This is a genomic window from Candidatus Thalassolituus haligoni (assembly GCF_041222825.1).
GTDB classification, from domain to species: domain Bacteria; phylum Pseudomonadota; class Gammaproteobacteria; order Pseudomonadales; family Oceanobacteraceae; genus Oceanobacter; species Oceanobacter antarcticus.
Map to the genome: position 1 here is coordinate 3,336,131 of NZ_CP139482.1, position 26,087 is coordinate 3,362,217.

At 52.7% G+C, this 26,087-nt stretch carries 24 protein-coding genes and 1 pseudogene; 17 read left to right on the forward strand and 8 right to left on the reverse strand.

Annotated features, from left to right (window positions below):
• Positions 1–27: 27 nt before the first annotated feature.
• From SOJ49_RS14895 to SOJ49_RS14910, 4 genes are all read right to left on the reverse strand, one after another.
• Positions 28–507, reverse strand: coding sequence for a hypothetical protein (locus SOJ49_RS14895; protein WP_369855287.1), 480 nt, complete (start codon positions 505–507; stop codon positions 28–30).
• Positions 508–527: 20 nt separating this feature from the next.
• Positions 528–1,511 (reverse strand): DUF4917 family protein, encoded by a 984-nt coding sequence (locus SOJ49_RS14900; protein ID WP_369855288.1) that lies wholly within the window; start codon positions 1,509–1,511, stop codon positions 528–530.
• A 130-nt stretch (positions 1,512–1,641) separates the two neighbouring features.
• Positions 1,642–2,016, reverse strand: a complete 375-nt coding sequence (locus tag SOJ49_RS14905; RefSeq protein WP_369855289.1) for a hypothetical protein — start codon at positions 2,014–2,016, stop codon at positions 1,642–1,644.
• Positions 2,017–2,097: 81 nt separating this feature from the next.
• A complete protein-coding gene (locus tag SOJ49_RS14910; RefSeq protein WP_369855290.1) occupies positions 2,098–2,643 on the reverse strand; it encodes a hypothetical protein in 546 nt (181 codons plus the stop codon).
• 639 nt (positions 2,644–3,282) lie between these two features.
• On the opposite strand from SOJ49_RS14910, the gene SOJ49_RS14915 reads away from it, so the two are divergent.
• Together SOJ49_RS14915 and SOJ49_RS14920 are read left to right on the forward strand one after the other, a co-directional pair.
• Complete coding sequence (locus tag SOJ49_RS14915; RefSeq protein ID WP_369855291.1) at positions 3,283–3,702, forward strand: phage integrase N-terminal SAM-like domain-containing protein; 420 nt, start codon at positions 3,283–3,285, stop codon at positions 3,700–3,702.
• 75 nt (positions 3,703–3,777) lie between these two features.
• Positions 3,778–4,089: a hypothetical protein gene (locus SOJ49_RS14920; RefSeq protein ID WP_369855292.1), complete on the forward strand. Its 312-nt coding sequence runs from the start codon at positions 3,778–3,780 to the stop codon at positions 4,087–4,089.
• Positions 4,090–4,253: 164 nt separating this feature from the next.
• Here SOJ49_RS14920 and SOJ49_RS14925 read toward each other — a convergent pair.
• The 3 genes and pseudogenes from SOJ49_RS14925 to SOJ49_RS14935 form a co-directional block, all read right to left on the reverse strand.
• A pseudogene (locus SOJ49_RS14925) lies at positions 4,254–4,760 on the reverse strand (transposase); the annotation flags it as partial.
• A gap of 119 nt (positions 4,761–4,879) precedes the next feature.
• A complete protein-coding gene (sfsA, locus tag SOJ49_RS14930) occupies positions 4,880–5,638 on the reverse strand; it encodes a DNA/RNA nuclease SfsA (RefSeq protein ID WP_369855293.1) in 759 nt (252 codons plus the stop codon).
• On the reverse strand, positions 5,635–6,837 hold the full coding sequence (locus SOJ49_RS14935; RefSeq protein ID WP_369855294.1) for a pyridoxal phosphate-dependent aminotransferase: 1,203 nt from the start codon (positions 6,835–6,837) through the stop codon (positions 5,635–5,637). The genes sfsA and SOJ49_RS14935 overlap by 4 nt, the downstream gene beginning before the upstream one ends.
• A 259-nt stretch (positions 6,838–7,096) precedes the next feature.
• On the opposite strand from SOJ49_RS14935, the gene dksA reads away from it, so the two are divergent.
• The 15 genes from dksA (at position 7,097) to SOJ49_RS15010 (ending at position 25,008) form a co-directional block, all read left to right on the forward strand.
• Positions 7,097–7,531, forward strand: coding sequence for an RNA polymerase-binding protein DksA (dksA, locus tag SOJ49_RS14940; protein WP_369855295.1), 435 nt, complete (start codon positions 7,097–7,099; stop codon positions 7,529–7,531).
• A gap of 56 nt (positions 7,532–7,587) precedes the next feature.
• Positions 7,588–8,556 (forward strand): tRNA glutamyl-Q(34) synthetase GluQRS, encoded by a 969-nt coding sequence (gluQRS, locus tag SOJ49_RS14945; protein ID WP_369855296.1) that lies wholly within the window; start codon positions 7,588–7,590, stop codon positions 8,554–8,556.
• 96 nt (positions 8,557–8,652) lie between these two features.
• Complete coding sequence (locus tag SOJ49_RS14950) at positions 8,653–11,574, forward strand: ATP-binding protein (protein ID WP_369855297.1); 2,922 nt, start codon at positions 8,653–8,655, stop codon at positions 11,572–11,574.
• Positions 11,571–12,974 carry a sigma-54-dependent transcriptional regulator gene (locus SOJ49_RS14955; RefSeq protein ID WP_369855298.1) on the forward strand — a complete coding sequence of 468 codons (1,404 nt, stop codon included), beginning with the start codon at positions 11,571–11,573 and terminating at the stop codon, positions 12,972–12,974. The genes SOJ49_RS14950 and SOJ49_RS14955 overlap by 4 nt, the downstream gene beginning before the upstream one ends.
• Positions 12,975–14,980: 2,006 nt before the next feature.
• Positions 14,981–16,312: a polynucleotide adenylyltransferase PcnB gene (gene pcnB, locus SOJ49_RS14960; protein WP_369858077.1), complete on the forward strand. Its 1,332-nt coding sequence runs from the start codon at positions 14,981–14,983 to the stop codon at positions 16,310–16,312.
• Positions 16,309–16,845 carry a 2-amino-4-hydroxy-6-hydroxymethyldihydropteridine diphosphokinase gene (folK, locus tag SOJ49_RS14965; RefSeq protein ID WP_369855299.1) on the forward strand — a complete coding sequence of 179 codons (537 nt, stop codon included), beginning with the start codon at positions 16,309–16,311 and terminating at the stop codon, positions 16,843–16,845. Before pcnB ends, folK begins: the two co-directional genes overlap by 4 nt.
• Before the next feature lie 166 nt (positions 16,846–17,011).
• Positions 17,012–17,818: a 3-methyl-2-oxobutanoate hydroxymethyltransferase gene (gene panB, locus SOJ49_RS14970; RefSeq protein WP_369855300.1), complete on the forward strand. Its 807-nt coding sequence runs from the start codon at positions 17,012–17,014 to the stop codon at positions 17,816–17,818.
• Positions 17,818–18,705, forward strand: a complete 888-nt coding sequence (gene panC / locus SOJ49_RS14975) for a pantoate--beta-alanine ligase (protein ID WP_369855301.1) — start codon at positions 17,818–17,820, stop codon at positions 18,703–18,705. Before panB ends, panC begins: the two co-directional genes overlap by 1 nt.
• Positions 18,706–18,822: 117 nt before the next feature.
• Positions 18,823–19,203: an aspartate 1-decarboxylase gene (gene panD, locus SOJ49_RS14980; RefSeq protein ID WP_369855302.1), complete on the forward strand. Its 381-nt coding sequence runs from the start codon at positions 18,823–18,825 to the stop codon at positions 19,201–19,203.
• 148 nt (positions 19,204–19,351) lie between these two features.
• Positions 19,352–21,010 carry a glucose-6-phosphate isomerase gene (gene pgi, locus SOJ49_RS14985; RefSeq protein ID WP_369855303.1) on the forward strand — a complete coding sequence of 553 codons (1,659 nt, stop codon included), beginning with the start codon at positions 19,352–19,354 and terminating at the stop codon, positions 21,008–21,010.
• 170 nt (positions 21,011–21,180) lie between these two features.
• On the forward strand, positions 21,181–22,185 hold the full coding sequence (mtnA, locus tag SOJ49_RS14990; RefSeq protein ID WP_369855304.1) for an S-methyl-5-thioribose-1-phosphate isomerase: 1,005 nt from the start codon (positions 21,181–21,183) through the stop codon (positions 22,183–22,185).
• A gap of 17 nt (positions 22,186–22,202) precedes the next feature.
• A complete protein-coding gene (locus SOJ49_RS14995; protein ID WP_369855305.1) occupies positions 22,203–22,850 on the forward strand; it encodes a methylthioribulose 1-phosphate dehydratase in 648 nt (215 codons plus the stop codon).
• A 140-nt stretch (positions 22,851–22,990) separates the two neighbouring features.
• Positions 22,991–23,542, forward strand: coding sequence for an acireductone dioxygenase (locus tag SOJ49_RS15000; protein ID WP_369858078.1), 552 nt, complete (start codon positions 22,991–22,993; stop codon positions 23,540–23,542).
• Positions 23,539–24,258, forward strand: coding sequence for an acireductone synthase (gene mtnC / locus SOJ49_RS15005; protein WP_369855306.1), 720 nt, complete (start codon positions 23,539–23,541; stop codon positions 24,256–24,258). The genes SOJ49_RS15000 and mtnC overlap by 4 nt, the downstream gene beginning before the upstream one ends.
• Before the next feature lie 144 nt (positions 24,259–24,402).
• Positions 24,403–25,008, forward strand: a complete 606-nt coding sequence (locus SOJ49_RS15010; protein ID WP_369855307.1) for an outer membrane beta-barrel protein — start codon at positions 24,403–24,405, stop codon at positions 25,006–25,008.
• Positions 25,009–25,106: 98 nt separating this feature from the next.
• Here the strand turns inward: SOJ49_RS15010 and fghA are convergent, their stop codons facing one another.
• Complete coding sequence (fghA, locus tag SOJ49_RS15015) at positions 25,107–25,940, reverse strand: S-formylglutathione hydrolase (RefSeq protein WP_369855308.1); 834 nt, start codon at positions 25,938–25,940, stop codon at positions 25,107–25,109.
• Positions 25,941–26,087: the final 147 nt, after the last annotated feature.

The following is a 26,087-nucleotide window of genomic DNA, read 5'->3' on the forward strand; positions in this document are numbered from 1 at the left end:
TTAGTCCTTATTTATTAGCTTGTTAGGTTACGATACCACATTAAAAGTGACTTTATCACCGTTCTTTGTCTCTTGTAACGAACCAAGCATATCACCTAAACCGATAAGGTAACTCTCAGTAGATGTAACCTTAAAATTGCTTGTTTCAAATTCACATTCAGCAAATATGCTTGGTGTTATAAAACCAAAACAATCACCGTGTTTGAGTGATAAGCCGTTATTAGTTAGTAGGTCTATTACTTGAGGCATAAAATAGAAATCGAATTCCTCTTCGTCTGCTATAAGTTCAAAAAACTCAGTTTCTGAATTTGCGACTTTTTCATAGCTACCGCCCGAAGTAGATAAAAACCAAATACAACCGTCATTATCAATAAGGAGCAACTCAGCAAATTTAGTTACGAGATAAATAGTGAACTCAGGGGATTTATTAAGAAGCCAAAGCCAATGTCCTAGGCATTTCTCCCAATTTACTCCGTCAGTTGAGATTGTGATGTCATCCAGTTTCATCTAGTAACCTAACGCCGCATTCAGCGGCTTGTCCGCTGCAATGCATTGTTATGCACTGCAGTTGCGAATGGATGCGTATTAGACTCATAAAACTCTATCTTTCTGTTCTGATCAGAAAATAGCGATCTAATCCTACCCATAAAAAGTTTTTTGTCTGATACATTTAAACCAGAGAAGACACTAACTGCAATTCTTTCATTACCACTCTGCCTAATGGCATCTATTATATGACTATCAAAATCTTGATTAAGGTCATGTCCGTAAATATCTAACTCGCCATAAGTCTGAAAAAGTGATTGATAACAGAACCTTAGGTAAGAATTTGAATTTATTCTATTTAACTTTTGTTCAGAACTTCCTTCAGTAATAAATAACGGAAATGATTGTTCAAAATCTAGTTTAAGAGCACCTTTTACTTCTGATTCCAGTGTTATAGGGATCTTCTGTGTATCCGATATGTTTTTTGATCTCAAATGAAGCGCGCCATGCAAAAAATACACAGGAATTTTACCTTTATATAAGTCTACATTTCTTGAATCAAAAAACTGTTTGCCCCAAAAAAAATCAACTAGAACATGTGAATAGCCACTTAAAATTGCCCAGTAAGGCAGCAAATCATAATTTGTTGTAAATACACTTCTGTATTCGCAAAAACATTCCGCAATCTTTTCGTTTGGTATTTGAGAATGCTTTGGATGGACTGAATTTACAGCTCCAATCAGTGCTTTTTGAACATCTGTGTATAAGGTTTTTGTTGCAACTAAATTATCAATTGATACCTGATAGGCATGATAAATAGCCCTAAGCACCTCTTCAAAATTTGATGTCTTCAACTTGCTAAAAAGTTCTTTTGTACAAAGATATCGCCCAACTGGCTGATCCCCAAAAACATCTAAAAGTGAGTTGTAGCCGAATGCTTCCCAGTATGTTCTTCCCAGACCATTCCCAAAAAGTAAATTTGGCTTGTTCAGTTTAAGGTCTAGCCATTTTTTAGGTATGTCCAATGTTTATCCTTATACTGCATAACGCCCAGCTAAGCCGCCGGAACGGAGTTGATTGTTTTGTGCGAGCGTAGCGGAAAAGCACAAAACGAGCAACGCAGTGGAGGTCGGTTTGAGCTGTTTGTTAAGTGCTTTACTCTGTTGCCCACTGCTCTAAATCTTCGACGGGATTGGGCAGGCGACCAATGAGCCATTCTGCACATGTGCCCGGCTTAAACCGTGGATCATGGCACTCGATTACCCACGATAAAAACTCTTCTGGACCACCGTTCATATATGGCGGCGGAGACACAGGATGAAATGTAGTAGGTAAACGTTCTTCAAGAGACATGTAATTTAAAACATGCCCCAATTCTTGGACCGTATGCCAAGCAAATTGATGCTCGATATCTATTTCGAATTTCACCCACCACCGACCATCGGTCTCAGTACCATTTGCAATGGCACCGCGTATTGCTGGAATCTTTTCCAGATATTCTATGAGTTTTGTAAATGCTCGATTATCCATGGTGACACTTAACGCCCAAAGCAGCGGCGCGCGTTAGCGCGTCCAGCCCGAAGGGCGATGCTGCCTTTGCTTGTTATACGCTTACGACTTAGGTTGCTCAAACTTCATTACCATAAATGCCATTTCTGGCTTGCAAGTTGGTTGGCAGGCAAACCCCCACATACTTTCTGGCGCCAACTGAAAAAGATAAACCTTTTGAGTTACACCTTTCTGATTAGTGGCGACGATCTCAATGGTTTCAGGCGCTTCTTTTGGCATTTCATCGAAGCCTTGGCCAAAGCCTTTATATATTTCAGCGGCTTCTTTTTGACTTAGTTTCTTTGCTGCAACAGAAGTGAAGTGAAATTCATTGTTTACTTTTTCTGGCTGGGTTCGAACCATTTGGGCTGGAATTATTACTGGGGCAAAGCCACCAGGATAGTTCCAAAGGACGCCTTCCGCACCAGTTATAATTTGACCGTAAATTGTGCATTTAACACTTGCTAGTGCTTGAACAAGCTTCGGAACCTCCGTGACCATTTCCTTAGGGCCATCTTGGCAGGAAATCTCAAATTCTGGTTGCTTTTCCTCGGCCACGGCGAATAGCGGAATTATTAAGGCCAGACTAACAATCAAATTCTTAAGCATGATGCTCCCTTTGCGTATAACGCCCCAAGCAGGGGATTTTATGAGCGTTTTTCAGCGAGTAAAATTCCCGCTGGCTTGGCTTGTTATATGCCACTTTAGTTACCAATGTTATTTGCCCTTAAATTTAACCAACTTAGAAACATGCCAAAAAACACACAAATTTGAAGAATTACCACAATTTTAAATAGCGTAGTAAATAGGATCTCACCATTTTGACGCCAACTGATAACCATAAGACAAATTAAAGCTAAAAGAGCTAGAAATTGAGATTTTAGAAATTGTTTTCTTAATAGTTCTCTCATAGGTTTGATGCTCGCCAGCACGGCATATAACAGTTTATTAGTGCGCATGCGCGGTTTCTGGGCAAGTCAGTTCCTGGGAAATCACCGTAACTACTTGAATAATAGGAAGTAAAATCCATTTCCAGATCAGTCCATTCTGTGAAAGCGAGCATGCGCATTAACTCCTTTGTGCCTTGCGCATTAATCTGTAAACCTGCGCAACAAATTTCCGTGTATCAATGCCTTAACGATAACAACGTCCGGGAAAGCGCGCAAGGCTTCTGAAAAAGCGCGCATTGATTTGGGCAAACTTTCAATTATACTGGATATGCATACACATCAGATCAAGGAGTGATCAATGACTTCCAGCCCCTTTCTCAATGACATTCGCCGCTTTATGCGCACCCGCGGCTACAGCCTGCGAACCGAGAAAACCTATGTTTACTGGATTCGGTTCTTTATTCGTTACCAAAAGCGGAGACATCCCAAAGAGATGGGGGCTGCTGAGGTGGTGCAGTTTCTGGGGTTTCTGGCGAATGATCGTCATGTCTCGGTCAATACTCAGAAGCTGGCCTTGAATGCGTTGGCGTTCCTCTATAACACGTATCTGGAATTGCCTCTGGGCGACCTGGGCTTTCAACATGCCAACAAACCTGCCAAATTGCCTGTGGTGATCTCATCGCAGGAGGTCGGACGCATTCTTGCCGTGATGAATAATCGGGATCGGCTGATATTTTCGCTGCTATTTGGCTCCGGTTTGCGCATTTCTGAATGTTGACGGCTGAGAATCAAGGATTTCGATTTTTCTCGGCGAGCACTGACCGTACACAGCGGCAAAGGAAACAAGGACCGGGTGACAATTCTCTCCTTATCGCTTCAGACTGAAATTGAAGCAGCGATGGCCAGTGCCATAGACATTCAGAAAATTGATAATACTCAGGGTGTTGGCCCCTCGTTGCCAGATGCCCTGGGGAGAAAGTATCCGAATGCCTTCCGTCAACCGGCCTGGATGTTCTTGTTTCCTTCCAGCGGTTTGTGTTTGCACCCGGATACCGGAGTGACCTGTCGGCATCATCTGCATCAGGATGTTGAAATTCTTATTCGCTTCGCCGACAGAAGCTTTTTAACCCGAGAAATCACGCTTATCTGGTTGTTTTCTGAGTGATCTTTCCGCTGGAAGCAGGATTCTCCACCCTGTTTCCGGTCTTCAGACGGATTGACCCTGTAACTTTGCCATTCGCACCAGGTTGCAGGCCATCATGGTCATCTCAAGAGCGCTGTTGACCTTCGCCAGTCCTTTCACTTTTAACTGCCATAAGTGGCCAACGGTCTTGCCCCAGCCGAAGGGTTCTTCAGCCGAAAACTCTTTTGGGAAGCCCAAGCCTGCATCAAAGTGCCATCGACACTGAAATGATCGTTCGACAGGAGCTGTTGTTTTTGGGCCGAGGCAACCACTTCGGCAAATAATTCGGCGCTGACGTCATGGTGGATCAAGCGATCCCGATTGACGCTGAAAGTCGAATGATCCCAGACCGGCTCATCAATGCTCAGGCCGACAAACCAGCGATAGAGCATGTTGTACTGAATCTGTTCGACCAGTTGCCGTTCGCTGCGAATACTGAAGAGGATTTGCAGCAGCAAGGCTCTCAATAAACGCTCCGGAGGAATGGATTCCCGCCCACGCTCGGAATAGATCAGGCTGAGCTTCCAATCGATGTGGGTGAGCGCCTGATCGAACAGGATTTTGATGGATCGTAAAGGGTGATCGTGTGGAACCCGTTCATCCAGTTTGATGGTGGTGAACAGAGGCTCTTGAGTAATGTCAGCGCCACGCATGGGGAGTCCGAGAATTCATTGAAAAAGAGTATTTTACCAAAGCCAGTAGGCATCAGGATAAAATCAACACCCTGCTAAACATGTCGGGCGTCAAAACAAACAGTGTCCGCTGGCTGTTTTCACTCGTTCAGGACAACATTACCGGCAAGCACAGCGATGTTGCCTTCAGGCAACAGGCTCACGCTGGATTGTTTTTCATCAAAACGTACCGGCAGTGCAATGACGTCAACGCCAGCGTTAATAACCTCTGCCAGTGCTTTTGCATACTCCGGATCAATATCGGCTGCCGCTGCAACGGCGGTAACGCCTTCCAGTGCCACGCAGAATAACAACAAACTGCGGTGCCCTTGCTGCCGTAATTGCTGCAAGCGCCGCAAGTGTTTCAGCCCACGCTCGGTGCGGGCATCCGGGAAACAACCCAGTCCGGCGGCGAGATCCTCACGCCGTAACGTCAGGCTTTTTACCTCAATATAGAGATCTGGCACAGCGTCGCCCTGCAACAAAAAATCCAATCGCCCATCTTCTACCCTAGGCTCCCGCAGCACTCGGGTATAACCACCCAGCAGATCAGACAAGCAACCGGTATTCGGGAGTTGCTGCAGCATTTCGGCCACCAGCTGATTGGCTCTGGCGGTATTAATACAGGCTTTGTACTGACCCGCCACTTCGGTCCATTCCCAGCTGTAGCGCAGCTTGCGTTGTGGGTTGGCACTGTCCCACAGCCAGACCCGGCAACCGGGGTCGGCACAGCCGGTCATGGCACCGGTATTGGCACAATGGGCAGTAATGACGTCGCCGTTATCCAGTTCGATGTCGGCCAGAAAGCGCTTGTAACGTTTGATCAGGCGGCCCGGAATCAGTGCTGACGAGTACTTCATGTTATGGCTACCAACCAGTCTGACAGGCGTTCGACAGCCTGTTTCAGTCGGGCAAGATCGGCGGTAAAGGCAAATCGTATATGAGTCTGGGCCTGATACTCGCCAAAATCGATACCCGGAGTCAGCGCCACGCCGGTTTCACGTAACGCGCGCAAACAAAATTCAAGGCTATTGTTGGTAAAGCGGCTGGCATCTGCGTACACATACAAGGCCCCATCCGGTGCCACGGGCACCACAAAACCCAGTTCTGGCAAGGCCGTGAGCAGATACTCACGGCGTTCGGCAAGAATCGACCGACGTTGCTCCAGAATCGCCAGGGTTTCCGGCTCGAAGGCCGCCATGGCTGCGTGCTGTGCCGGTGTTGGCGGCGCAAGAAACACATTCTGGGCCAGTGTTTCCAGCGTCGGCAACCAGTGCTCCGGTACTACCGCCCAACCCAGCCGCCAGCCGGTCATGCCGAAATATTTGGAGAAGCTGTTAATCACCACGGCATTATCGGCAACAGACAAGACACTCTGTGGTTCTGAGCCATAGTTCAGCCCCTGGTAGATTTCGTCCACCCATAACTCACCTCCCAGCCGTTCAGCTGTAGTGGCCAATTGGGACAATTCTGGCAGGCTTAATACGGTACCCGTCGGGTTGGCGGGGCTGGCCACCAGCGCAGCTCGGGTGGCCGGTGACCAATGTTGCTCCAGCAACGCTGGTGTTAGCTGATAACGCTGCTGCGGCCCAGCGGGAATCAACTGGCCACAGGCTTCAAACAAACGGGCAAAATGGCGATTACAGGGATAACCAGGGTCTGCCAGCATCAGCTGATCGCCTGGCCCCAAACGCGACGCGGCCAGCAGCAGCAAGGCCCCGGATGCACCAGGCGTCAGAATAATACGGGCAGGAGACAGCGAAATACCGAACCGTTGCTGATACCAATGCGCCACTTTTTCACGCAAGGCGGGCATACCCAGCGCCGGGGTATAGCCAGTGTTGCCAGCTCGTAATGCCGTGAAAGCGGCGTCGATCATCGGTGCCGGGGTCGGGAAATCCGGCTCACCCACTTCCAGATGAATAATGTCCTGGCCAGCAGCTTGCAGCGTTTGGGCTTCGGTCAGAATCTCCATGACCTGAAAAGGGGATATTTCACGGCTGCGTCGAGTCATGGCCTGACCAGTAGCCGGATGGATAGATCGAGATGAATGTTCCACAAAGAATCTCCTGCGTCGGGCCAACATTGTGCCAGAAGCCGACAATTCGACAAATTGTCGCTCTACAAGCCGTCTATTTGCCTGTTGGCCGCATCAACCCAATGAAATAGTTGGCGCTCGCGCCGTTATCTGCTAGTTTGCCGGCCTTATTATTTTTGGCGCCCATGGACATGCCGGTATCAGGCCACTGGTCCTTGCTGTCGTGGTAAGCCAAGTGTTCGGTTGATTGAACCCGTTAACCAGGTGAGGCAGCAGCACCATGCCGCAAGATAAAAAAGAATTCGCTCTGACAGACTTTACTCCTTACCAGGCGTCCGCGACTGAAGAGTACATGAATGACACCCAGCTCGAGCATTTCGCAAATATTCTGCGCAAATGGAAACAAGAGTTGATGGAGGAAGTCGATCGTACCAAAGAGCACATGCAGACTGAGCTGAATAACTATGCCGATCCTAACGATCGCGCCAGCCAGGAAGAGGAATTCAACCTCGAACTGCGTACCCGTGACCGCGAGCGCAAGCTCATCAAGAAGATCGAAAAAACACTCGATCTGATCGACAAGGGCGATTACGGCTATTGTGAAGCCTGTGGTGTTGAAATTGGTATTCGTCGTCTGGAAGCACGTCCGACAGCCGACCAGTGTATCGATTGCAAGACCCTTGCAGAAATCAAGGAAAAGCAACTGGGCGTTTGATCCAGTTGTGCCGTGCGGGTGCCCTTTGCCCGCGCCGCGCCCTTCTTCCCACCCTCATGTCGACTCCCACAGCGGCTCTCTCTGACGCTCTCCAGACTGCTCGCTCACAACCAGAGCCCGGTTGTTATATTGGCCGTTTTGCGCCGTCGCCTACCGGCCCACTGCATTTTGGTTCGTTACTCGCAGCCTTAGCCAGTTACCTCGACGCTCGCCACGCCAATGGCCAATGGCTGCTGCGTATCGAAGATCTCGACCCACCCAGAGAAGAACCGGGAGCCAGCCACCATATTCTCAGCACCCTGGAAGCCTACGGCCTGAACTGGGACGGCAGCGTGCGTTATCAGAGCCAGCGCCAGGCGGCCTATCAGCACGGTTTGCAACAGCTGGCGGACAAAGGTGTGGCCTTTCCCTGTGGTTGTTCACGCAAGCAACTGCAAGGCCGTCTGCACCTTCGGCATTGCCTGAACCCGCCAGACCGGAGTCAGGATTACGCCTGGCGTTTCCGGGTTGATCCGAATTCCGCGCCGCTGTGCTTTCAGGATCGTCTGCAAGGCCGCGTTTGCCTGTCTCCTGCCAACGATATCGGTGATTTTGTGATTCGCCGCCGCGACCAGCTCTGGTCTTATCAGCTGGCGGTGGTGCTGGATGACCGTGATCAGGGTATCAACCAAATTGTGCGGGGCATCGACCTGATCGACTCAACCCAACGACAACTGCTAATCTATCAGGCGTTCGATTGGAGCGCACCACAGTACGCGCATATTCCGGTCGCGACAGAAGCCAATGGTCAGAAACTCAGCAAGCAGAATCTGGCCCTGCCCTTACAACCGGACCCCAGCGGCCAAACCCTATGGCTGGCGTTAGACTGGCTCCGCCAGCACCCTCCGGTGGCACTGCAATACGAAGGTAATCCCAGCGTACTACAGTGGGCAATCCAGCATTGGCAGCCCGCAGCACTCAATGGCATTCACGGCCTGCCAGCACCCGTCTCGTTTCAACGCAGCCCGGCTGGCCTGCGGTCATAAATGCCAGTGTCCGATTTATGCTACCCTGTCGCCTTTTGCCACACTCGGTGTTGCCAGTCAGCAACTGTCACCCGCCCCTGACCAGGAACCTGCTTGATGACATTCAGCCTCAGCCTGCTCTGCCTGATTCTGCTTGGTTACCTGGCCCTGCTGTATCTCAGTGCCTACGCCGTGGAGCGCAGCTGGATACCACGCCGCTGGGTACAACAGCCGATCATCTATCTGCTGTCGCTGGGCGTCTTTGCCAGCGCTTGGGGCTATTACGGCAGCGTGGCACTGGCTCAACTTTATGGCTATGGCTATTTTTCCTACTTCGGGGGCCTTGCCGGTGCCTTTCTGCTGACACCCATTTTGTTACGGCCAATCTTGCGCATCACCCGCCGCTACCAGCTCAACTCTCTCGCCGACCTGCTGGCGTTCCGCTACCGCAGCCAGGCGGCTGGCGTTCTGGTCAGTATCTGTATGCTGTGTGTGGTTGTGCCGTTACTCAGCCTGCAAATCAAGGCGGTGGCCGACACGCTCGATATTCTCAGCCCTGGATGGCCGGTCAGTAATCTGGCTCTCGGCTTTGCCATGATACTGCTGACGCTGACCATTATGTTTGGCGCCCGCCAAATGACGCCAAGGGAAAACCACGAGGGCCTGGTGTTTTCACTGGCGCTGGAATCGCTGTTCAAGCTGGTTGCTGCAGCCGTCACCACTATCGTGGTAGTGACCGAGATTATTCCTGCATCACCGGGTGGCGATCAGTGGATGTTATCGATTCACCACTACCTCGCCAGTCGTCCGTCCGGCCCGCCTGATGGCCCTTGGCTGACACTACTGGTGATGTGCCTGGCGATTGCCATTGCCATGCCTCACACGTTCCATATCACCTTTACCGAAAACGTCAGCAACCGCGCCCTGCGACTGGCCAGCTGGGCCTTTCCACTGATTTTACTGGCACTGAGCCTGTCTATTCCGCCGCTGCTCTGGGCCGGGATGTCTCATCAGATCACGGTGCCAACTGAATATTTTGCGCTGGGCCTGGGGCTGGAAACCGGCTCACCAACCATTACCTTGCTGGTTTTTCTGGGAGGCGTGGCCGCTGCCACTGGCGTCAGTATTCAGATGACTCTGGCGACTACGGCGATGTTGCTGAATCACCTGCTTTTCCCTCATTACAAACCCAGCCCGAAACACGATTTTTACCGCTGGCTCTTATGGTCTCGTCGGTTATTAATCCTCGGATTGATCGCGCTGTCGTATCTTTTTTATCAGCTCATGGGCGACAAACTCGACATCAACCGCCTCGGTATTCTTGCCTGTGGTGCCGCCATGCAGTTTTTGCCCGGTATTCTCGGCTTGTTGTACTGGCGCGGTGCCAGCCGTACGGGCTTTGTTGCAGGTTTGAGTACCGGTCTGGCTATCTGGTTATTGGGGCTGCTGCTGCCGCTGCTGCTGGTTGGCTCCCGCTGGGAACACTGGTTCATGATTCCCGATGAAAGCAACTGGCACCGTACCGCCTTGCTCAGCGTACTGGGCAACCTGCTGCTGTTTGTCATCATCAGCTTCACCCGCAAGCCGGACGATGCCGAACTCAGCGCCGCCGACGCCTGCGTCATCGCCGCCCAACGTCCCAGCATGCAATTGCTGGAGGCTGAAAATTCCAACGATGCCATCCTTGCTCTCAGTCGCCCGTTAGGTCGCTACATGGCCGAACGCGAAGTACACCAGGCGCTGACGGATCTGGGCCTGCCCGGCTATGAAGACCGACCGCACGAACTGCGTCGCTTGCGCGTACGGTTGGAAGCCAATTTGTCCGCTTTACTCGGCCCAACCGTGGCACAAGATATTATCCGGCGCTATTTACCACTGCAGGAAGGCACCGAACTAAGCAGCGACATTTATATTATTGAACAGCGACTGGAAGGCTTTCATGACCGGCTTTCAGGCATCGCAGGAGAGCTGGATCACTTGCGCCGCTACCACCGCCAAACCCTCGAACGGCTGCCTATCGGCGCATGTTCCCTGGCGGAAGATGGTGAAATCCTGTTGTGGAATCAAGTGATGGTCGAACTGACCGGGCTGGCCGCCGAACGGGTCACCGGCACCTTGCTGCACCAGTTACCAACGCCCTGGGGCGATCTGCTTGGACGTTTTATCAAAACGCCGACATTACACGAGCACAAAAAACGGGTCGACATTGGTGCCCGCCCCCGCTGGTACACCTTACACAAATCCATTATTCAGTCAGCCAATGGCCAGCCAGGTGGGATTGTGCTGTTGCTCGAAGACCAGACCGACACCCAGCTACTGGAGCGCGAATTGATTCACAGCGAGCGTCTGGCATCGATTGGTCGCCTGGCGGCTGGCGTCGCCCATGAAATTGGCAACCCGATTACCGGCATCGACTGCCTCGCCCAGAGCATGGAATACGAAACTGACAATCCCGAGCTGCACCAGATTGCCCACCAGATTCGTGAGCAGACCCAACGCGTCAGCCGCATTCTGCAATCCATGATGAACTTCGCTCATGCGGGTAACCACGCCACCGAGAACGAGGAAGTCAACCTGCACCATTGCCTTGAAGATGCCATGCAGCTGCTGCGCCTGAACAAACGCAGCCCGGACATTGAATTCGTCAATCAAAGTGACCCTGAGCTACTGGTCATTGGCGACTCTCAACGTCTGGTACAGGTATTTATCAACCTGCTGAGTAATGCCCGTGATGCCAGTCAACCCGGTCAACAGGTCATTGCCGATACACTGGCCGATATGCATCAGGTCACCGTCAGAGTGACCGATCAGGGTCACGGCATTCCGCCTGATACATTAGAACAGGTGTTCGAACCCTTCTTCACCACCAAGGAAGTTGGCAAGGGCACTGGCCTCGGTCTGGCACTGGTGTACAGCATCATTGAAGAACATTATGGCCAGGTACAGATCGTCAGTCCGGTGACCGGGAATGCCGGTACTTGTGTTAAAGTCAGTCTCCCGCGTTACCTGCCGGAGAACAGGATGGAAACAAATCTATGAGTCGCATTCTGGTCGTCGAAGACGAAGCTATTATTCGCCAATCTGTACGCAGACTGTTGCAGCGTCACCACTACGAAGTAACAGACCTCGACAGTATTGATGCAGCCCGCGAATACGACCTGAGCGCCTTTGATCTGGTGATTACCGATCTACGCCTGCCAGGTGGCCAAGGTACCGATCTGATTGAACTGGCCGGAACGACACCAGTGCTGATCATGACCAGCTACGCCAGCCTCCGCTCTGCGGTGGACGCCATGAAAATGGGTGCGGTCGAATACATCGCCAAACCCTTTGATCATGGCGAACTGGTTGAAGCCGTCAAATCAATCCTCGAAAAGGCCCAACTGCCCCCCGAAAGCAGTGCCTCCGACCTGCCCGTCAGCAACGCCACGGATATCGCCAAGAACAACGGCATCATTGGCAGTTGCGATACCATGCAAGTGCTGTTTCGTAAAATTAGCAAGGTCGCTCCCACGGATGCAACCGTGATGATTCATGGCGAATCCGGTACCGGCAAAGAGCTGGTCGCCAAGGCACTGCATCAGCAAAGTCGCCGGGCAACCGCTCAGCTTATCTCCGTCAACTGCGCCGCCATCCCGGAAACCCTGCTCGAATCCGAACTGTTTGGCCATGAAAAAGGCGCGTTCACAGGGGCAGCTACCCAGCGTCAGGGACTGGTAGAGGCCGCCAATGGTGGCACCCTCTTCCTCGACGAAATTGGCGAACTGCCACTGGAAGCCCAGGCACGGCTGTTACGGGTGTTACAGGAAAGTGAGATTCGTCGTGTTGGCGCCGTACAAAGCATTAAGGTTGATGTGCGGCTAATTGCCGCAACTCACCGCAACCTCAAGGAAATGGCAGCCTGTGGAGAGTTTCGCGAAGACCTCTACTACCGGCTGAACGTGGTCGAACTGACGTTACCACCATTACGAGACCGAGGTGACGACGTGACAGAACTGGCCAGTTTCATGCTGACGCGAGCCTGCGAAAAAATGGGGCAATCCCCCATGCGTTTTGACAGCGGTGCCGTATTGGCGATTAAACAGTATCAATGGCCAGGCAACGTCCGCGAACTGGAAAACGCCGTTGAACGTGCGGTGATCCTTGCAGAAGACCGCTACGTCAGCGCTGAATTACTCGGCATCGATTTGTCGCCCGATCGCTACATCAGCTCAGCCATGCGTGAAAACCTGATTGAAAATAACAACAACCCAGCCATCATCGAACGCACGGAACATGGCGACCAGGGCGACTTATCACTCGACGACTACTTTGTGCATTTTGTCCTGGAGAACGAAGCCAAAATGACCGAGACCGACCTTGCCCGCAAGCTGGGCATATCGCGCAAGAGCCTGTGGGAGCGACGCCAGCGTCTGGGCATTCCGCGCAAGAAAAAATAACCCTGCACACGCTTCAACCGATCTCAATTCAGCCGCAAAACCACCGTTCGGGCATTGTTACCCGAACGGCAAACCCCTGCTTGTAACTCCCGCATCCAGTACCCATCCACCACACCGGCTACTTCCCTGGTCGTACGACTTCGAGCCGCGCATCTCGAACATCCTATTGGCCAACCTGAGTGTTACCCCACTACCCCGAGCAACCTACCGCATACGCTACCCGAGGTAACACAATAGGTAACACTCCACTAACCCAGCCAGTAACACACCCGCCTGAACCAATACCCACAGCCAGAAATAAATACTAAGCCATTGATTAATAACGATAAAAATAAACAAAAAAACAAAATCCCTACCTTGGCACGTAACTGGCTTTAACTACTGCAACAAAAAGAGCGGGTATCACGCCAAACAAAAACAACAATGTGATCATCAGCCTTACACCGAAAATAAAAACAAGTGTCGGTGCACGAGTGTCAGAACAAGAAGAAGTCATACTCTCTCGCGAACCCCGCACCTGAAAAGGTGGCGGGGTTTGTTCTTTCTGGGCATTTTTATTGTCAGAACGGACTGGCAGAGTCGGGTTGATATCGAAATCAGGTAGCAAATCCAATGTCAGCAATGTGACCGCACAATCTCATGGTCAACCACCACACATCCGCCAGCCTTGAATGACACCTCCCCGCCATTACCCTCACATGGGCCAGTTTTTCTGCGACATACAAGCTGCCCCAAATACTCCTCACTACCCAGACTGCTCCCCCCAAAGAAGTGCTACCCAAGTGTTACACCATCGCCAAAGTGTTACCCCTCACCCCGCTATCAAGGTAACAAATACCTGACATTGACGAGCCAAATTCAAACCAGAGAACACAACTCATTGATATTAAAGAGTTTTAAAAAACTGGCACAGTACTCGCTTTATTCTGCTCAAGAACAAGAGCTGAAACACACAATAAAAATAATAATGTGGACTCAGCCAATCACCGACAATAAAAATAAATACCGGTGATCGAGTGTCAAACAAGAAACAGTCCGTGCTCTCACAAACCCCGCACCTGCAAAGGTGGCGGGGTTTGTTCTTTCTGGCGTTCTGCCAACGCCTCCTTGCAGACCAGCATCCAAACGCCTGCTATCTACCAATACCTACCAATACCTATCAATACCTATCAAGCGTTAGCGCTGGGTTTCTCGTCCGCTCTGTCAGAAATGATGGATACCCGATGCATCCACACACAACATCTCAGTTCAGTTTCGTTGTCTCAAACCACTGCCTGCTCCTATCTGTGGGCTATTGGCATATTGAGCACACTCCTGGCGGTTCACTCTGTTGCATCGCCAGGTCTGCTTTGGCCGCTGGCGTCCGCAATTACCACACAGCCAGCTTCACGACAGTCTTTAGACCAAAACATTCACACAGGCAAAAAAGTCTTTTCATTCAGGTATATTTATGGCTCAAAAAATCCCCTTTGGCTCAAAGTGTTACCTCGCACACACTCTGTTACCTAAGACCTCGAAAGCGGGTAACAATCTGGGCCAGCCCCCCTCATAAAAATCCTGGAAAATTCGTAACTAATTGTTTTTAAATGACTTTAAAAAGTTGGCACAGCACCTGCTTTAGTAAGATCATGAAGCGCAGCAAACAATAAAAATAACAAGCAAGGCACTTCACGCAGATGACAATAAAAATAACTTCCATCTGCAGCGGCAACTCTCGACAACAAAAATAACAAGAGAGGCGCCCCATCGGCTGTTTCGAATGACTGGTCTCGCTGATAAAAATAACAACAGGCGATACTGAATATTCAAAAGAGCGGATACCCAGTCCGAGTGTTGAGGGACACAAGAAGAATAAAAATAAGGGCCTCCCAGTAAAAGCCGCCATTGTGCGGCTTTTTTATTGCCTGTCGGACGGATTGATTTATCAATTGTTGCGGACACTGCTAAACTCCGCCCTTCGTTGCGAGTAACCAAACTGAGCATCAGTGAAGCGCCTAACCAATTTTATCAAAAACATCCTTCAGTCCGACGACGTTGTTGCCAACGCCGCGCCTTCCGCCAACCTGCGTATTATCAGCCGCGATGATCACAGCATCAGCCGTAGCCAGATCAGCGATGCGGCACTGAAGGTATTGTATCGACTGCATAACGCCGGTCACGAAGCCCTGCTGGTCGGCGGCGGTGTCCGAGACACTCTGCTCGGCCTCTCCCCCAAGGATTTTGACGTCGCGACCGACGCCACCCCGGAGCAAGTCAATCAGCTATTTCGTAATTCCCGCCTGATTGGACGCCGGTTCAAGCTGGTGCATGTGGTGTTCGGCCGGGAAGTGATCGAAGTTGCGACGTTCCGCGCACCACCGACCGATGAGCACTCCAGTAAAGTCGCCTCGACCGGCGATCAGGGCATGATTCTGCGGGATAACGTCTTCGGCAACCGTGAAGAAGACGCTTTGCGGCGCGACTTCACCGTCAATGCGCTGTATTACAACATTGCGGATTTCAGTGTCTATTCCTACGCCGGGGGCTGGGATGACTTGCAACATCGCCAGTTACGCCTGATCGGTGACCCGGAAACGCGCTACCGAGAAGATCCGGTGCGGATGCTGCGGGCGATCCGATTTATGGGGAAACTCGATTTTTCGCTGGAACCTGCCACCGCGGCACCGATCCCCATGCTGGCACCCTTGCTGGAACAAATACCGGCTGCGCGACTGTTTGATGAGTTGCTGAAACTGTTCCTGGCAGGCAAGGCACTGGTCACCCTGCAATTACTGCGTGAATACGGTTTGCTGGGGCATATTTTTCCGGCAACAGAACAGTGTCTGCAAGCCGAAGAACTGGCTCGTAACATTGCCGAAAACACCATGCGTAACACCGACTTGCGCATTCAGGCAGGTAAATCCGTCACGCCGTATTTTTTCCTTGCCGCGCTGCTTTGGCCAGCACTGGTCAGAATGCAAAAGGAATTTGAAGATTCCGGACTGGCACCACACCCGGCGTTACAAAAAGCCGCCGACCGGATTCTGTCCCAGCAAATTCGCCACACAGCTATTCCCAAGCGTTTCTCTATTCCGATGCGCGAAATCTGGGAACTGCAGTTACGTCTGCCCAAAATTCAAAGCCGCAAGGCCAAAGAACTGCTGGAACACCCGCGTTTCCGCGCAGCTTATGATTTTCTGCTGCTGCGTGAACAGTCTGGTGAAGACCTGCAAGGCGTGGGTGACTGGTGGACTGACTTGCAAAAGCGTGAAGGCGTGCCCGACTCGTCACGCCAGGCCTATCGGGATGACCCCCCACGTAAACGCCGTCGTCGCAGTAACGCTCCCCGCCGTCCATGACAGCGGTCACTTGCTATCTGGGGCTGGGTGCTAATCTTGACCAGCCCGATCAGCAACTGCGGCAGGCACTGCTTGCTCTGAACAGCACCCCTGGTATCAAACTGACCGGCTGGTCGTCATTTTACCGCAGCAAGCCAGTAGGGCCGCAAGACCAACCGGATTATGTCAATGCGGTTGCCCAAATAAGCACTACCCTCGCACCACTGGACTTGCTCGATCAGTTACAAGCCATCGAACAACATCAGGGCCGTGTACGATTACGGCGCTGGGGTGAGCGCACTCTGGATCTCGATCTTCTGCTGTACGCCAATCAGCCAATCCAACACCCACGCCTGACGGTTCCCCATGTCGAAATGTGCAACCGCCTGTTTGTTATTCAGCCGTTGGCCGAGCTGGTTCCTGATTGTCATCTTCCTGATGGCACTCCCGTCCATGCGATATTAAGTACACTGGCCGGACAAGACGAACTCATAACCATCCCCACACCAACACGTCTGGAGCTGCTGCCGCAAGCCCCTGCGGTGGACTCCTGATTATGTATTCCTGGACGACCCTTGAGTAGCCTACCCGTCAAAAAATGTGCAGCAGGATCGAGTCACCCTTGCCTGCCAACGAAAATTGTTCGGGCAATATTGACTTATGCTCACCAATCCGCACCATTAGCGACCTGAAAGTGGCTTGTCCACACGGGAGTAGCAGATGAATCCAGTAACAATTCGCTCACTACAGGCGTACAAGTCACAGCAACAGACGTTTGCTGTGATAACCGCCTACGACGCGACCCTCGCACAACTGGCCGCCGATGCAGGCATTGAAGCTCTGCTGGTCGGGGACTCCCTTGGCATGGTATTGCAAGGGCAAGACAGCACCCTGCCAGTCACTCTGGCTGATATGGTTTATCACACCCGCTGCGTGGCCAATGGCAACCGCCGGGCACAACGCCCGGCGCTGATCATGACCGACCTGCCATTTATGAGCTATGGCACCCTGGAGCAAGGACTGGCTAGCGCCCGAGAGGTGATGCAGGCCGGTGCGCATATGGTCAAAGTGGAAGGTGACCGATGGCTGGTGCCGCTGGTAACCAGCCTGGCGCAACAGGGCGTTCCAGTCTGTGCTCATTTGGGACTGACCCCACAATCGGTCAACAAGCTCGGAGGTTATCGAGTACAGGGCCGTGATCAGTCCCATGCTGACACCATGGTGGATGCAGCGGTGGCGCTGGTCGAGGCCGGTGCTGACATGATTCTGCTGGAATGCGTTCCTGCTGATCTGGGCCAACGTATCACCGCCGCCGTGACGGTACCGGTTATCGGTATTGGTGCCGGTGCCGCAACCGATTCCCAGGTTCTGGTGATGCACGACATGCTGGGGCTGAACCCCAACCATGTGCCGAAATTTGTCAAAAACTTTGCCACTTCAGGGCGTACCGTGAATGAAGCTCTGGCGGCCTACAATGACGAAGTCAAGGCACGTACTTTCCCCGGCCCGGAACACGAGTTCGCCTGATGCCCAGTACTTCAATGATCACCGTACATACCGTTACCGCCCTGCGCGAGCAGGTATGGGCCGCCAAGGCGTCAGGCCGCAAGATTGGCTTTGTGCCCACCATGGGCAACCTGCACCGGGGTCATATCAGCCTGATTGACGCCGCCCGCGACCGTGGCTGTTTTGTCGTCGCCAGCATTTTTGTCAATCCATTACAGTTCAACGACCCCGCCGATCTGGAACGTTATCCGCGCACTCTGGAAGCAGATCGTCAGCAACTGGTCGATGCCCGTTGCGATCTGCTGTTTGCTCCGAATGTGGTCGAGATGTATCCACAAGGGCAGACGCTTCACACCAGCGTGCAGGTTCCTGGCGTATCTGCCGGGTTATGCGGCGGCAGTCGTCCTGGCCACTTTGATGGTGTCGCAACGGTAGTGGCCAAACTTTTTAATATGGTCCAACCCGATCTGGCCTTTTTTGGCGAGAAAGATTTCCAGCAGGTTGCGGTGATTCGCAAGATGATCAATGACCTGAACATGCCCGTCGCACTGGTGCCCGTGCCCACCGCCAGAGCCGACGACGGCCTCGCCCTGAGTTCACGGAACGGCTACCTGAGCGATGCAGAACGACAGGCTGCGCCAGCGCTTTACCGCACCCTGACACGGATTGCACAGGGCCTGCAGGCGGGCGAAGCATTACCCACCTTGCTGGCCAATGCCGACGATGAACTGCAGCAATACGGCTTCACCAAAGACTATATCGAGATCCGTCATGCCGACACATTGGCGGAACTCGACACCACCGAGCTGACCAAAACGGCCAGAATTGTCATTCTGGCAGCAGCGCTACTCGGTAAGGCCCGACTTATCGATAATATTTTGGTGTCGTTGAATACAGATTTTGATTAGGGCATACTCTCGCCCCCTTCCGTTGGTCGTACAATTATTGTTCGATCAGACGAGGGAAATCCCCGGTATCGGCGTCTTGATGAGTACGCCGAACCGCAGTACAAACAAGGGGTTACCATGCAATCCATTATGCTGAAAGCCAAACTTCATCAGGCTCGTGTTACACACTCCGTGCTTGATTATGAAGGTTCTTGCGCCATCGACGGTTCACTGTTGGATCTCGCGGGTATGCGTGAATTTGAACAGATCCAGATCTACAACATCGACAACGGAAACCGTTTCACCACCTATATCATCCGCGCCGAAGACGGCTCTGGCATGATTTCGGTCAATGGTGCAGCGGCCCGCCTTGCCGGTGTTGGCGACCGGATCATCATCTGTGCCTTTGGCAATTACGATGAAAGTGAACTGGCAACGTTCAAACCCAAAATGGTGTACATCAACGCCGATAACACCGTCAGTCATACCAGCTTCGATATTCCTGTACAGGTTGTCTGACCTGTCCGGCCACCACCCCGTGGTGGCCGATTCTTCCCCTATCCCTATCCGCCCAGATCACTCACAAAACGGACAATCCTAACTTTTGCTGACGGTGAACCGGTTCCGTATACTGCCTGCCGACCATACGGATATTGAAGGAAGCGTTATGACCCTGGCCAGTAGCCTGACCCAGTCTGAAAGCTGGAAAACTCTGGAACGCCACTACGGCGAGATTAAAGATCAGCACATGCTCGATTGGTTTGCTACTGACCCCAATCGTTTCGAAGATTTTCATCTCAGCGCTGCAGGCCTGAGTCTCGACTTTTCCAAAAACCGCGCCACCCGCGACACCCTGCACTACCTGCTGCAACTGGCCAACGAACGCGAGCTGCCTGCCCAGATCAACGCCATGTTCGAAGGCGAAGCGATTAACCGCAGCGAAAACCGTCCGGCATTACACACCGCGTTACGGAATTTCAGCGACCGCCAGATCATGGTCGACGGCAGCGACATCATGCCGGAGATTCGCGATACCGTGCATCGGATGGAAGAGTTCTGCTGGAAGATTCGTCGTAATCAATGGCGCGGCTACAACAATGCGCCGTTCACCGATGTCGTCTCGATTGGTATTGGTGGCTCCTTTCTGGGGCCAAAGCTGGCATCCAGTGCGCTCAAGCCCTACTGGGACAGCGGCCTGAACGTGCATTACCTGGCCAACATTGATGGCACTCACATTACCGAGATTCTCAAACGCCTGAATCCGGCCACCACGCTGTTTATCATCCAGTCGAAATCCTTTGGCACCCAGGAAACCCTGAAAAACGCCCTTGCTTGCCGTCAATGGTTCCTCAGCAACGGTGGCTGCGAAGAATATCTGGCCAAACACTTTACGGCAGTCTCTTCCAACGTTGAAAAAGCCGTGGAATTCGGCATTGCCGAAGAAAATATTTTCCCGATGTGGGACTGGGTTGGCGGTCGCTACTCACTCTGGTCGGCCATTGGTCTGCCACTGGCGCTGGCCATTGGTATCGACAACTTCCGCGACATGCTGCGCGGTGCCCACCAGATGGATGAACACTTCCGCACCGCACCACTGGCGCAAAACATGCCGGTGATCATGGCCTTGCTGGGTGTCTGGTACGTCAACTTTTTTGGCGTCAATTCCCACGCCATCTTGCCGTACGACCACTATTTGCGCAGCCTGCCTGCGCATCTGCAGCAACTCGACATGGAAAGTAATGGCAAATCCGTCACCCTCGACGGTCGCCGGGTCGACTACCACACCGGCCCGGTCATCTGGGGCGGTGTAGGTACCAACGGCCAACACGCCTTCCACCAGCTGCTGCATCAAGGCACCCATTTCTCCCCTTGCGACTTCATCATGCCGATGTGCAGTCACAACCCGATCGATAACTTCCATGCGATGCTGGTCTCCAACTGTCTTAGCCAGAGCCAGGCGTTACTGCAAGGCAAAACCGAACAGCAAGCCATCGACGAACTGATCGCCGACGGCAAGAGCGAAGCAGAAGCCATGGTACTGGCACGCCAGAAAGTCATTACCGGCAACCGCCCAAGCAACACACTCTACTTCCCCAAGGCCAAACCCCAAACCGTCGGTGCCCTGATTGCACTTTACGAGCACAAGGTTGCTGCCCAGGGCATGATCTGGGGCGTTAACTCCTTTGATCAATGGGGCGTTGAACTGGGCAAAAAATTGGGTAACAAAGTGCTGGAGGCGCTGGAGTCCGATCGTATTCCAGACGCGTTTGATGGCTCCACCAATGGCCTGATTCGCGCCTTCCACGCCATGCAGTCGAAACTCTGATCGAGTGCAGCGCCATGCACTGTCATGGCGCTGCGATCCTTCCTTCCCCGATATTCAAGCAACCTCTGTGGCGACAGCCACGACGGTTAACGCTAAACTGTGCGGGTTTATGTCTTCCACGACAGCTTGCCCAAGCCAGCTGAGCGTCCATATCGGAATACCCAAAGCCTATGTCACAACACTCACAGGTGATCGCCATCGAATGGCGGCAACAAACGCTGCAGTTACTCGATCAACGTATTCTTCCCCATCAGCAGCAGATGATTGAATGCCAGACCGCCGCAGAAACGGCCAACGCCATTCGCGAGATGGTGGTTCGGGGCGCCCCGGCGATCGGCATTACGGCCGCTTATGGTATTGCGCTGGATGCCTTGGCAGGTCGCGATCTGGAAGCCGCTTACAAAGTCTTGGCCGAGTCCCGCCCAACCGCTGTTAACCTGTTCTGGGCACTGGAACGGATGGCCGCACTAGGCACCAGCGACGGCGAACAGCTGCTGGCCGAAGCCCGGCGTATTCACGCTGAAGACATTGCCCACAATCTCGCCATGGGCCAATTCGGGGCCGAGCTATTGGGCAACAATGCAACGGTATACACCCACTGCAATACCGGCGCGCTGGCGACCGGTGGTCATGGGACAGCCCTGGGCATCATTCGCAGCGCCTGGGCCGGCGGCAAGATCAAGCATGTGTACGCCGGTGAAACCCGTCCCTGGTTACAGGGGGCCAGGCTGACTGCCTGGGAGTTGATGCAAGATAATATTCCGGTGTCGCTGGTGTGTGATGGTGCTGCCGCGCAACTGTTCCGCCAAGGTACGGTTGATTGGGTCATTGTCGGTGCTGACCGGATTACCGCCAACGGCGATGTCGCCAATAAAATTGGTACTTACAGTCTGGCGGTATTGGCCAGACATCACGGTATGAAGTTTATGGTTGCTGCGCCCAGCACCACGTTTGACCTGAGCCTGAATTCCGGCAACGATATTCCGATTGAACAGCGCCCGATGAGCGAAGTAACCAGCCTGCAAGGCATTCAGATTGCCCCGCAAAAATGCCAGGCCATTAACCCGTCATTCGACGTGACGCCCGCTGAGCTGATCGACGCCATCGTCACCGAACGGGGCGTGATCCATCAGCCGTCTGTCGCCACGGTTGCCGCGCTGCTGGACAGCCACTGACGTTAACGGGAGATAGCATGGCACTCGCTTTCGATTCCACGGCTTTCGATACAGCGGCATTGCAGTCCGCCGCTGCCGATCTCTGTCGCTACGGCAAACAACTGTACGACCGCGATTGGTCTCCAGCCACCAGCTCTAACTACTCGGTTCGCCTCAACGAGCACTGCTGCGCGTTGACCAGTTCTGGCAAACACAAAGGCGAACTGACCCCGGCAGATATCCTCGTGGTGAACTGGCAAGGCGAACCACTGACACCCGGAAAACCCAGTGCCGAAACCCGGTTGCACACGCAGCTGTACGCCCGCGACCCGGCCATTGGCGCGGTGTTGCACACGCACTCCAAAGCCGCAGTGGTGTTATCGCAGATTCACCCGAACAGTGAACTGATACTTGAAGGCTGGGAGCTGTTGAAAGCCTTTGCTGGCCAAACCAGCCACGACTGCCAGATGGTCATTGCTGTTTTCGACAATGATCAGGACATCACCCGACTGGCCAACCAGGTTGAACAGCGCATGCAAACCCGCCAGCAGGGACATGCTTATCTGATTCGAGGCCACGGAGTGTATACCTGGGGCCGGGATTTGGCCGAATGCATGCGTCATCTGGAAGCACTTGAACACCTGTTCGACTACCAACTGGAACTCAAACGACTGGGGCAGCAATGAAACGTCCACCGACGCCAAGGTACATCACCCGTCAAAGTCTGACGCGCAAAGACCTCCGTACCTGGAACAAGGGCAAACCCGTACGCTCGCGCCGCAGCGGTTATATGCGTGCCGAACTGGATATGATGAAGGAGGAAGCCATGAGCATCTTGCGCATTTACCCCCAACAAGAAACCACCCAACTGCTGTTTACCACCGACACGCACGATCATATTCGTGCACGACTGCAGCAAGTCGGCGTCCGTTTTGAGCAATGGCACACCGATACCCAACTGACCCCCGGAGCCAGCCAGGAAGATGTTATCGCAGCCTACGCCGCCGATATCGACCGCCTGATCAATGAAGAAGGTTACCAGACAGTCGACGTTGTCAGCCTCAACGCAGACAATCCGAAAAAAGATGAACTGCGCCAGATTTTCCTCAGCGAACACCGTCACAGCGAAGACGAAGTGCGGTTTTTTGTTGCCGGGGAGGGCCTGTTCAGCCTGCACATAGACGACAAGGTTTACGAAGTCCTGTGCCAGCAAGGCGATTTGATCAGCGTACCGGCCAATACCCCGCACTGGTTTGATATGGGCCCGAATCCCGGATTTATCGCCATTCGACTGTTTAATAACCCGGCAGGCTGGGTTGCCAACTACACCGGCGACACCATTGCCGAGCGCTTTAATCGACTGGAAAACGGATCATGACAGTCAAAGTCATACTGACCGACATTGAAGGCACCACCTCCTCCATTGCCTTTGTAAAGGACGTGTTGTTTCCCTACGCCGCCAGTCACCTGGCCGGTTATGTACGTGCCAATCGCAACGCCCCCCTGGTGCAGCAACAACTGCAAGCAACGGCACAACTGCTGGAAGAAGAATCTCCCGGCAGTGAAGCAACCGCAGCGGATACCGATGCCCTGATCAATACACTGCTGGAATGGATTGCCGCAGACCGCAAGGCAACGCCGTTAAAAGTCCTGCAAGGACTGATCTGGGAAACAGGCTACAAAAACGGCGACTATGCCGCCCATATGTACCCGGATGCCACTGCCAAGCTGCGGCAATGGCACGCCGACGGCATACCCTTGTATGTGTATTCATCCGGTTCGGTAAAGGCCCAGCAACTGTTTTTTGGTTACAGCCAGGATGGCAACCTGTTGCCATTATTCAGTGGCCATTTCGATACCCAATCCGGGGCCAAACAGGCAGCGGATTCCTACCGCAATATAGTGCAGCAACTACAAACCCAACATGTTGGTCTGCTAGCCGCAGACGTGCTGTTCCTGTCGGATATCGAAGCCGAACTGGATGCTGCCCGTGAAGCCGGACTGCAAACCTGCTGGCTGATCAGGGATGGAAAAATTCCTCAAGCATCCGCTCACACCGCCGTGCCCTCTTTTGATTTTGTGCAGCCGCTCTGAAGGCATCAACCTGACAGGCAAGCCTCTGTAAGGCTGCCTGTCACACGGACTTCACAGACCGGTGATCAGATAACAGGGCTTGTTATTTGCCTGACACTCCGTCTGACACCATCGTCCAAATTCAGGGCTATATAAGGAAATGCTATGTTCAAGTCACTCATTACGCTAATCACTACGGCCACCATAAGCTTGATAGCAACAACAGCATCCGCCGCCGATCAGCGCGGCTGGTTTGTTGGTGGTGAATTTGGTCGTACTCATATTGAGTTGACCAATAAATTAAACAGCTCACTGACGGCAGACGACAACACCGCGTTGTTTGGTGTTTATGGTGGTTACAACTTCACCCATTGGTTTGGCCTTGAAATGCACATCAACCGGGCACCAGGATTTCAGGCTGAAGGCTCGTCCACAGAATATACACTGTCAGGCGTAGCCATAACGCCCCGTTTTCAGCTGCTGTTAACCGACAATATTGGCCTTTACGCACGCTTTGGACTTCAGCATTTCGATCTGGCGATCGACGATTCTCATTCAAATTCAGATTCCTGGGATGGCTTCGGTGCTGTATTTGGCGGCGGCGTCCAGTATCTGTTTAATAGTGGTGTTGCTGTACGCCTGGAACATAGCCGTGCTTCGATGGATCTGGATCAAACCTGGGAAGACGACGGCAGTTATTATTACTACGCCGAAGACAGTATCGAGCTGGACTACAGCGCAACGTCAGTCGGTGTTCACTACCAATTCTGATTGGCACAATGGTGTGACCAACAAAAAAGCCAACCGGGTTGTTAACCCGGTTGGCTTTTTTGTTGGTTGATCACAGCAATCAGTCACTTCGGAATGAATCAGTCACCCAGATATTCGGCATGAAACCGCAAGTGCTCTTCAATAAACGAGGCAATAAAGTAATAACTGTGGTCGTAACCAGCATGCAGCCGTAACGTCAGTGGGTAATCACTTGCTTCCGCAGCGGCTTGCAACGCTTCCGGTTTTAATTGCTCCACCAGAAAGTTATCCGCTTCGCCCTGATCCACCAGCGCCGGAATACGTACTTCAGCGCTTTTCATCAACTCACTGGCATCATGCTGTTTCCACAACTCACGATCCTTACCCAAATACGCAGTAAACGCTTGCTGACCCCAGGGACAGTTCACCGGATTACTGATCGGGCTGAACGCCGATACCGATGAAAACATCGCCGGATTTTTCAGCGCAATCGTCAACGCCCCATGGCCGCCCATCGAATGACCGGAAATAGCCCGCTTCGACGTCACCGGAAACGTTGCCTCAATCAACGCTGGCAGCTCACTGACGATGTAATCGTACATGCGATAGTGCTTGCTCCAGGGCTGCTGGGTCGCATTGACATAAAACCCGGCCCCCTGACCCAAGTCGTACTGATCCGCATTGGCCACACCGTCGCCACGGGGACTGGTATCCGCTGCCACAATGGCAATACCCAGATCCGCCGCCACTCGTTGGGCACCGGCTTTCTGCATAAAGTTTTCATCACTGCAGGTCAGTCCCGACAACCAGTACAACACCGGTACATCCTGACCCTGCACCGCCTGCGGCGGCAGATAAATCGCAAAGCGCATCTCACAGTTCAGTACCTCGGAGCGATGTCTATACTGTTTGTGCCAACCGTCGAAGCTCTTGTTCTGACTGATCATTTCCATCGTACATCTCCTGCGCCAACGCCCGGCATTGCCAACGGAGCGCCTGGCGCGATAGCTGTTGCATCACCGATTTATCGCGCCCAAGTCCGCTGCTGTATCATCGTGTCAATCAGCGTTTCGACGATGTTATATAGCTGCGGCCTTGGC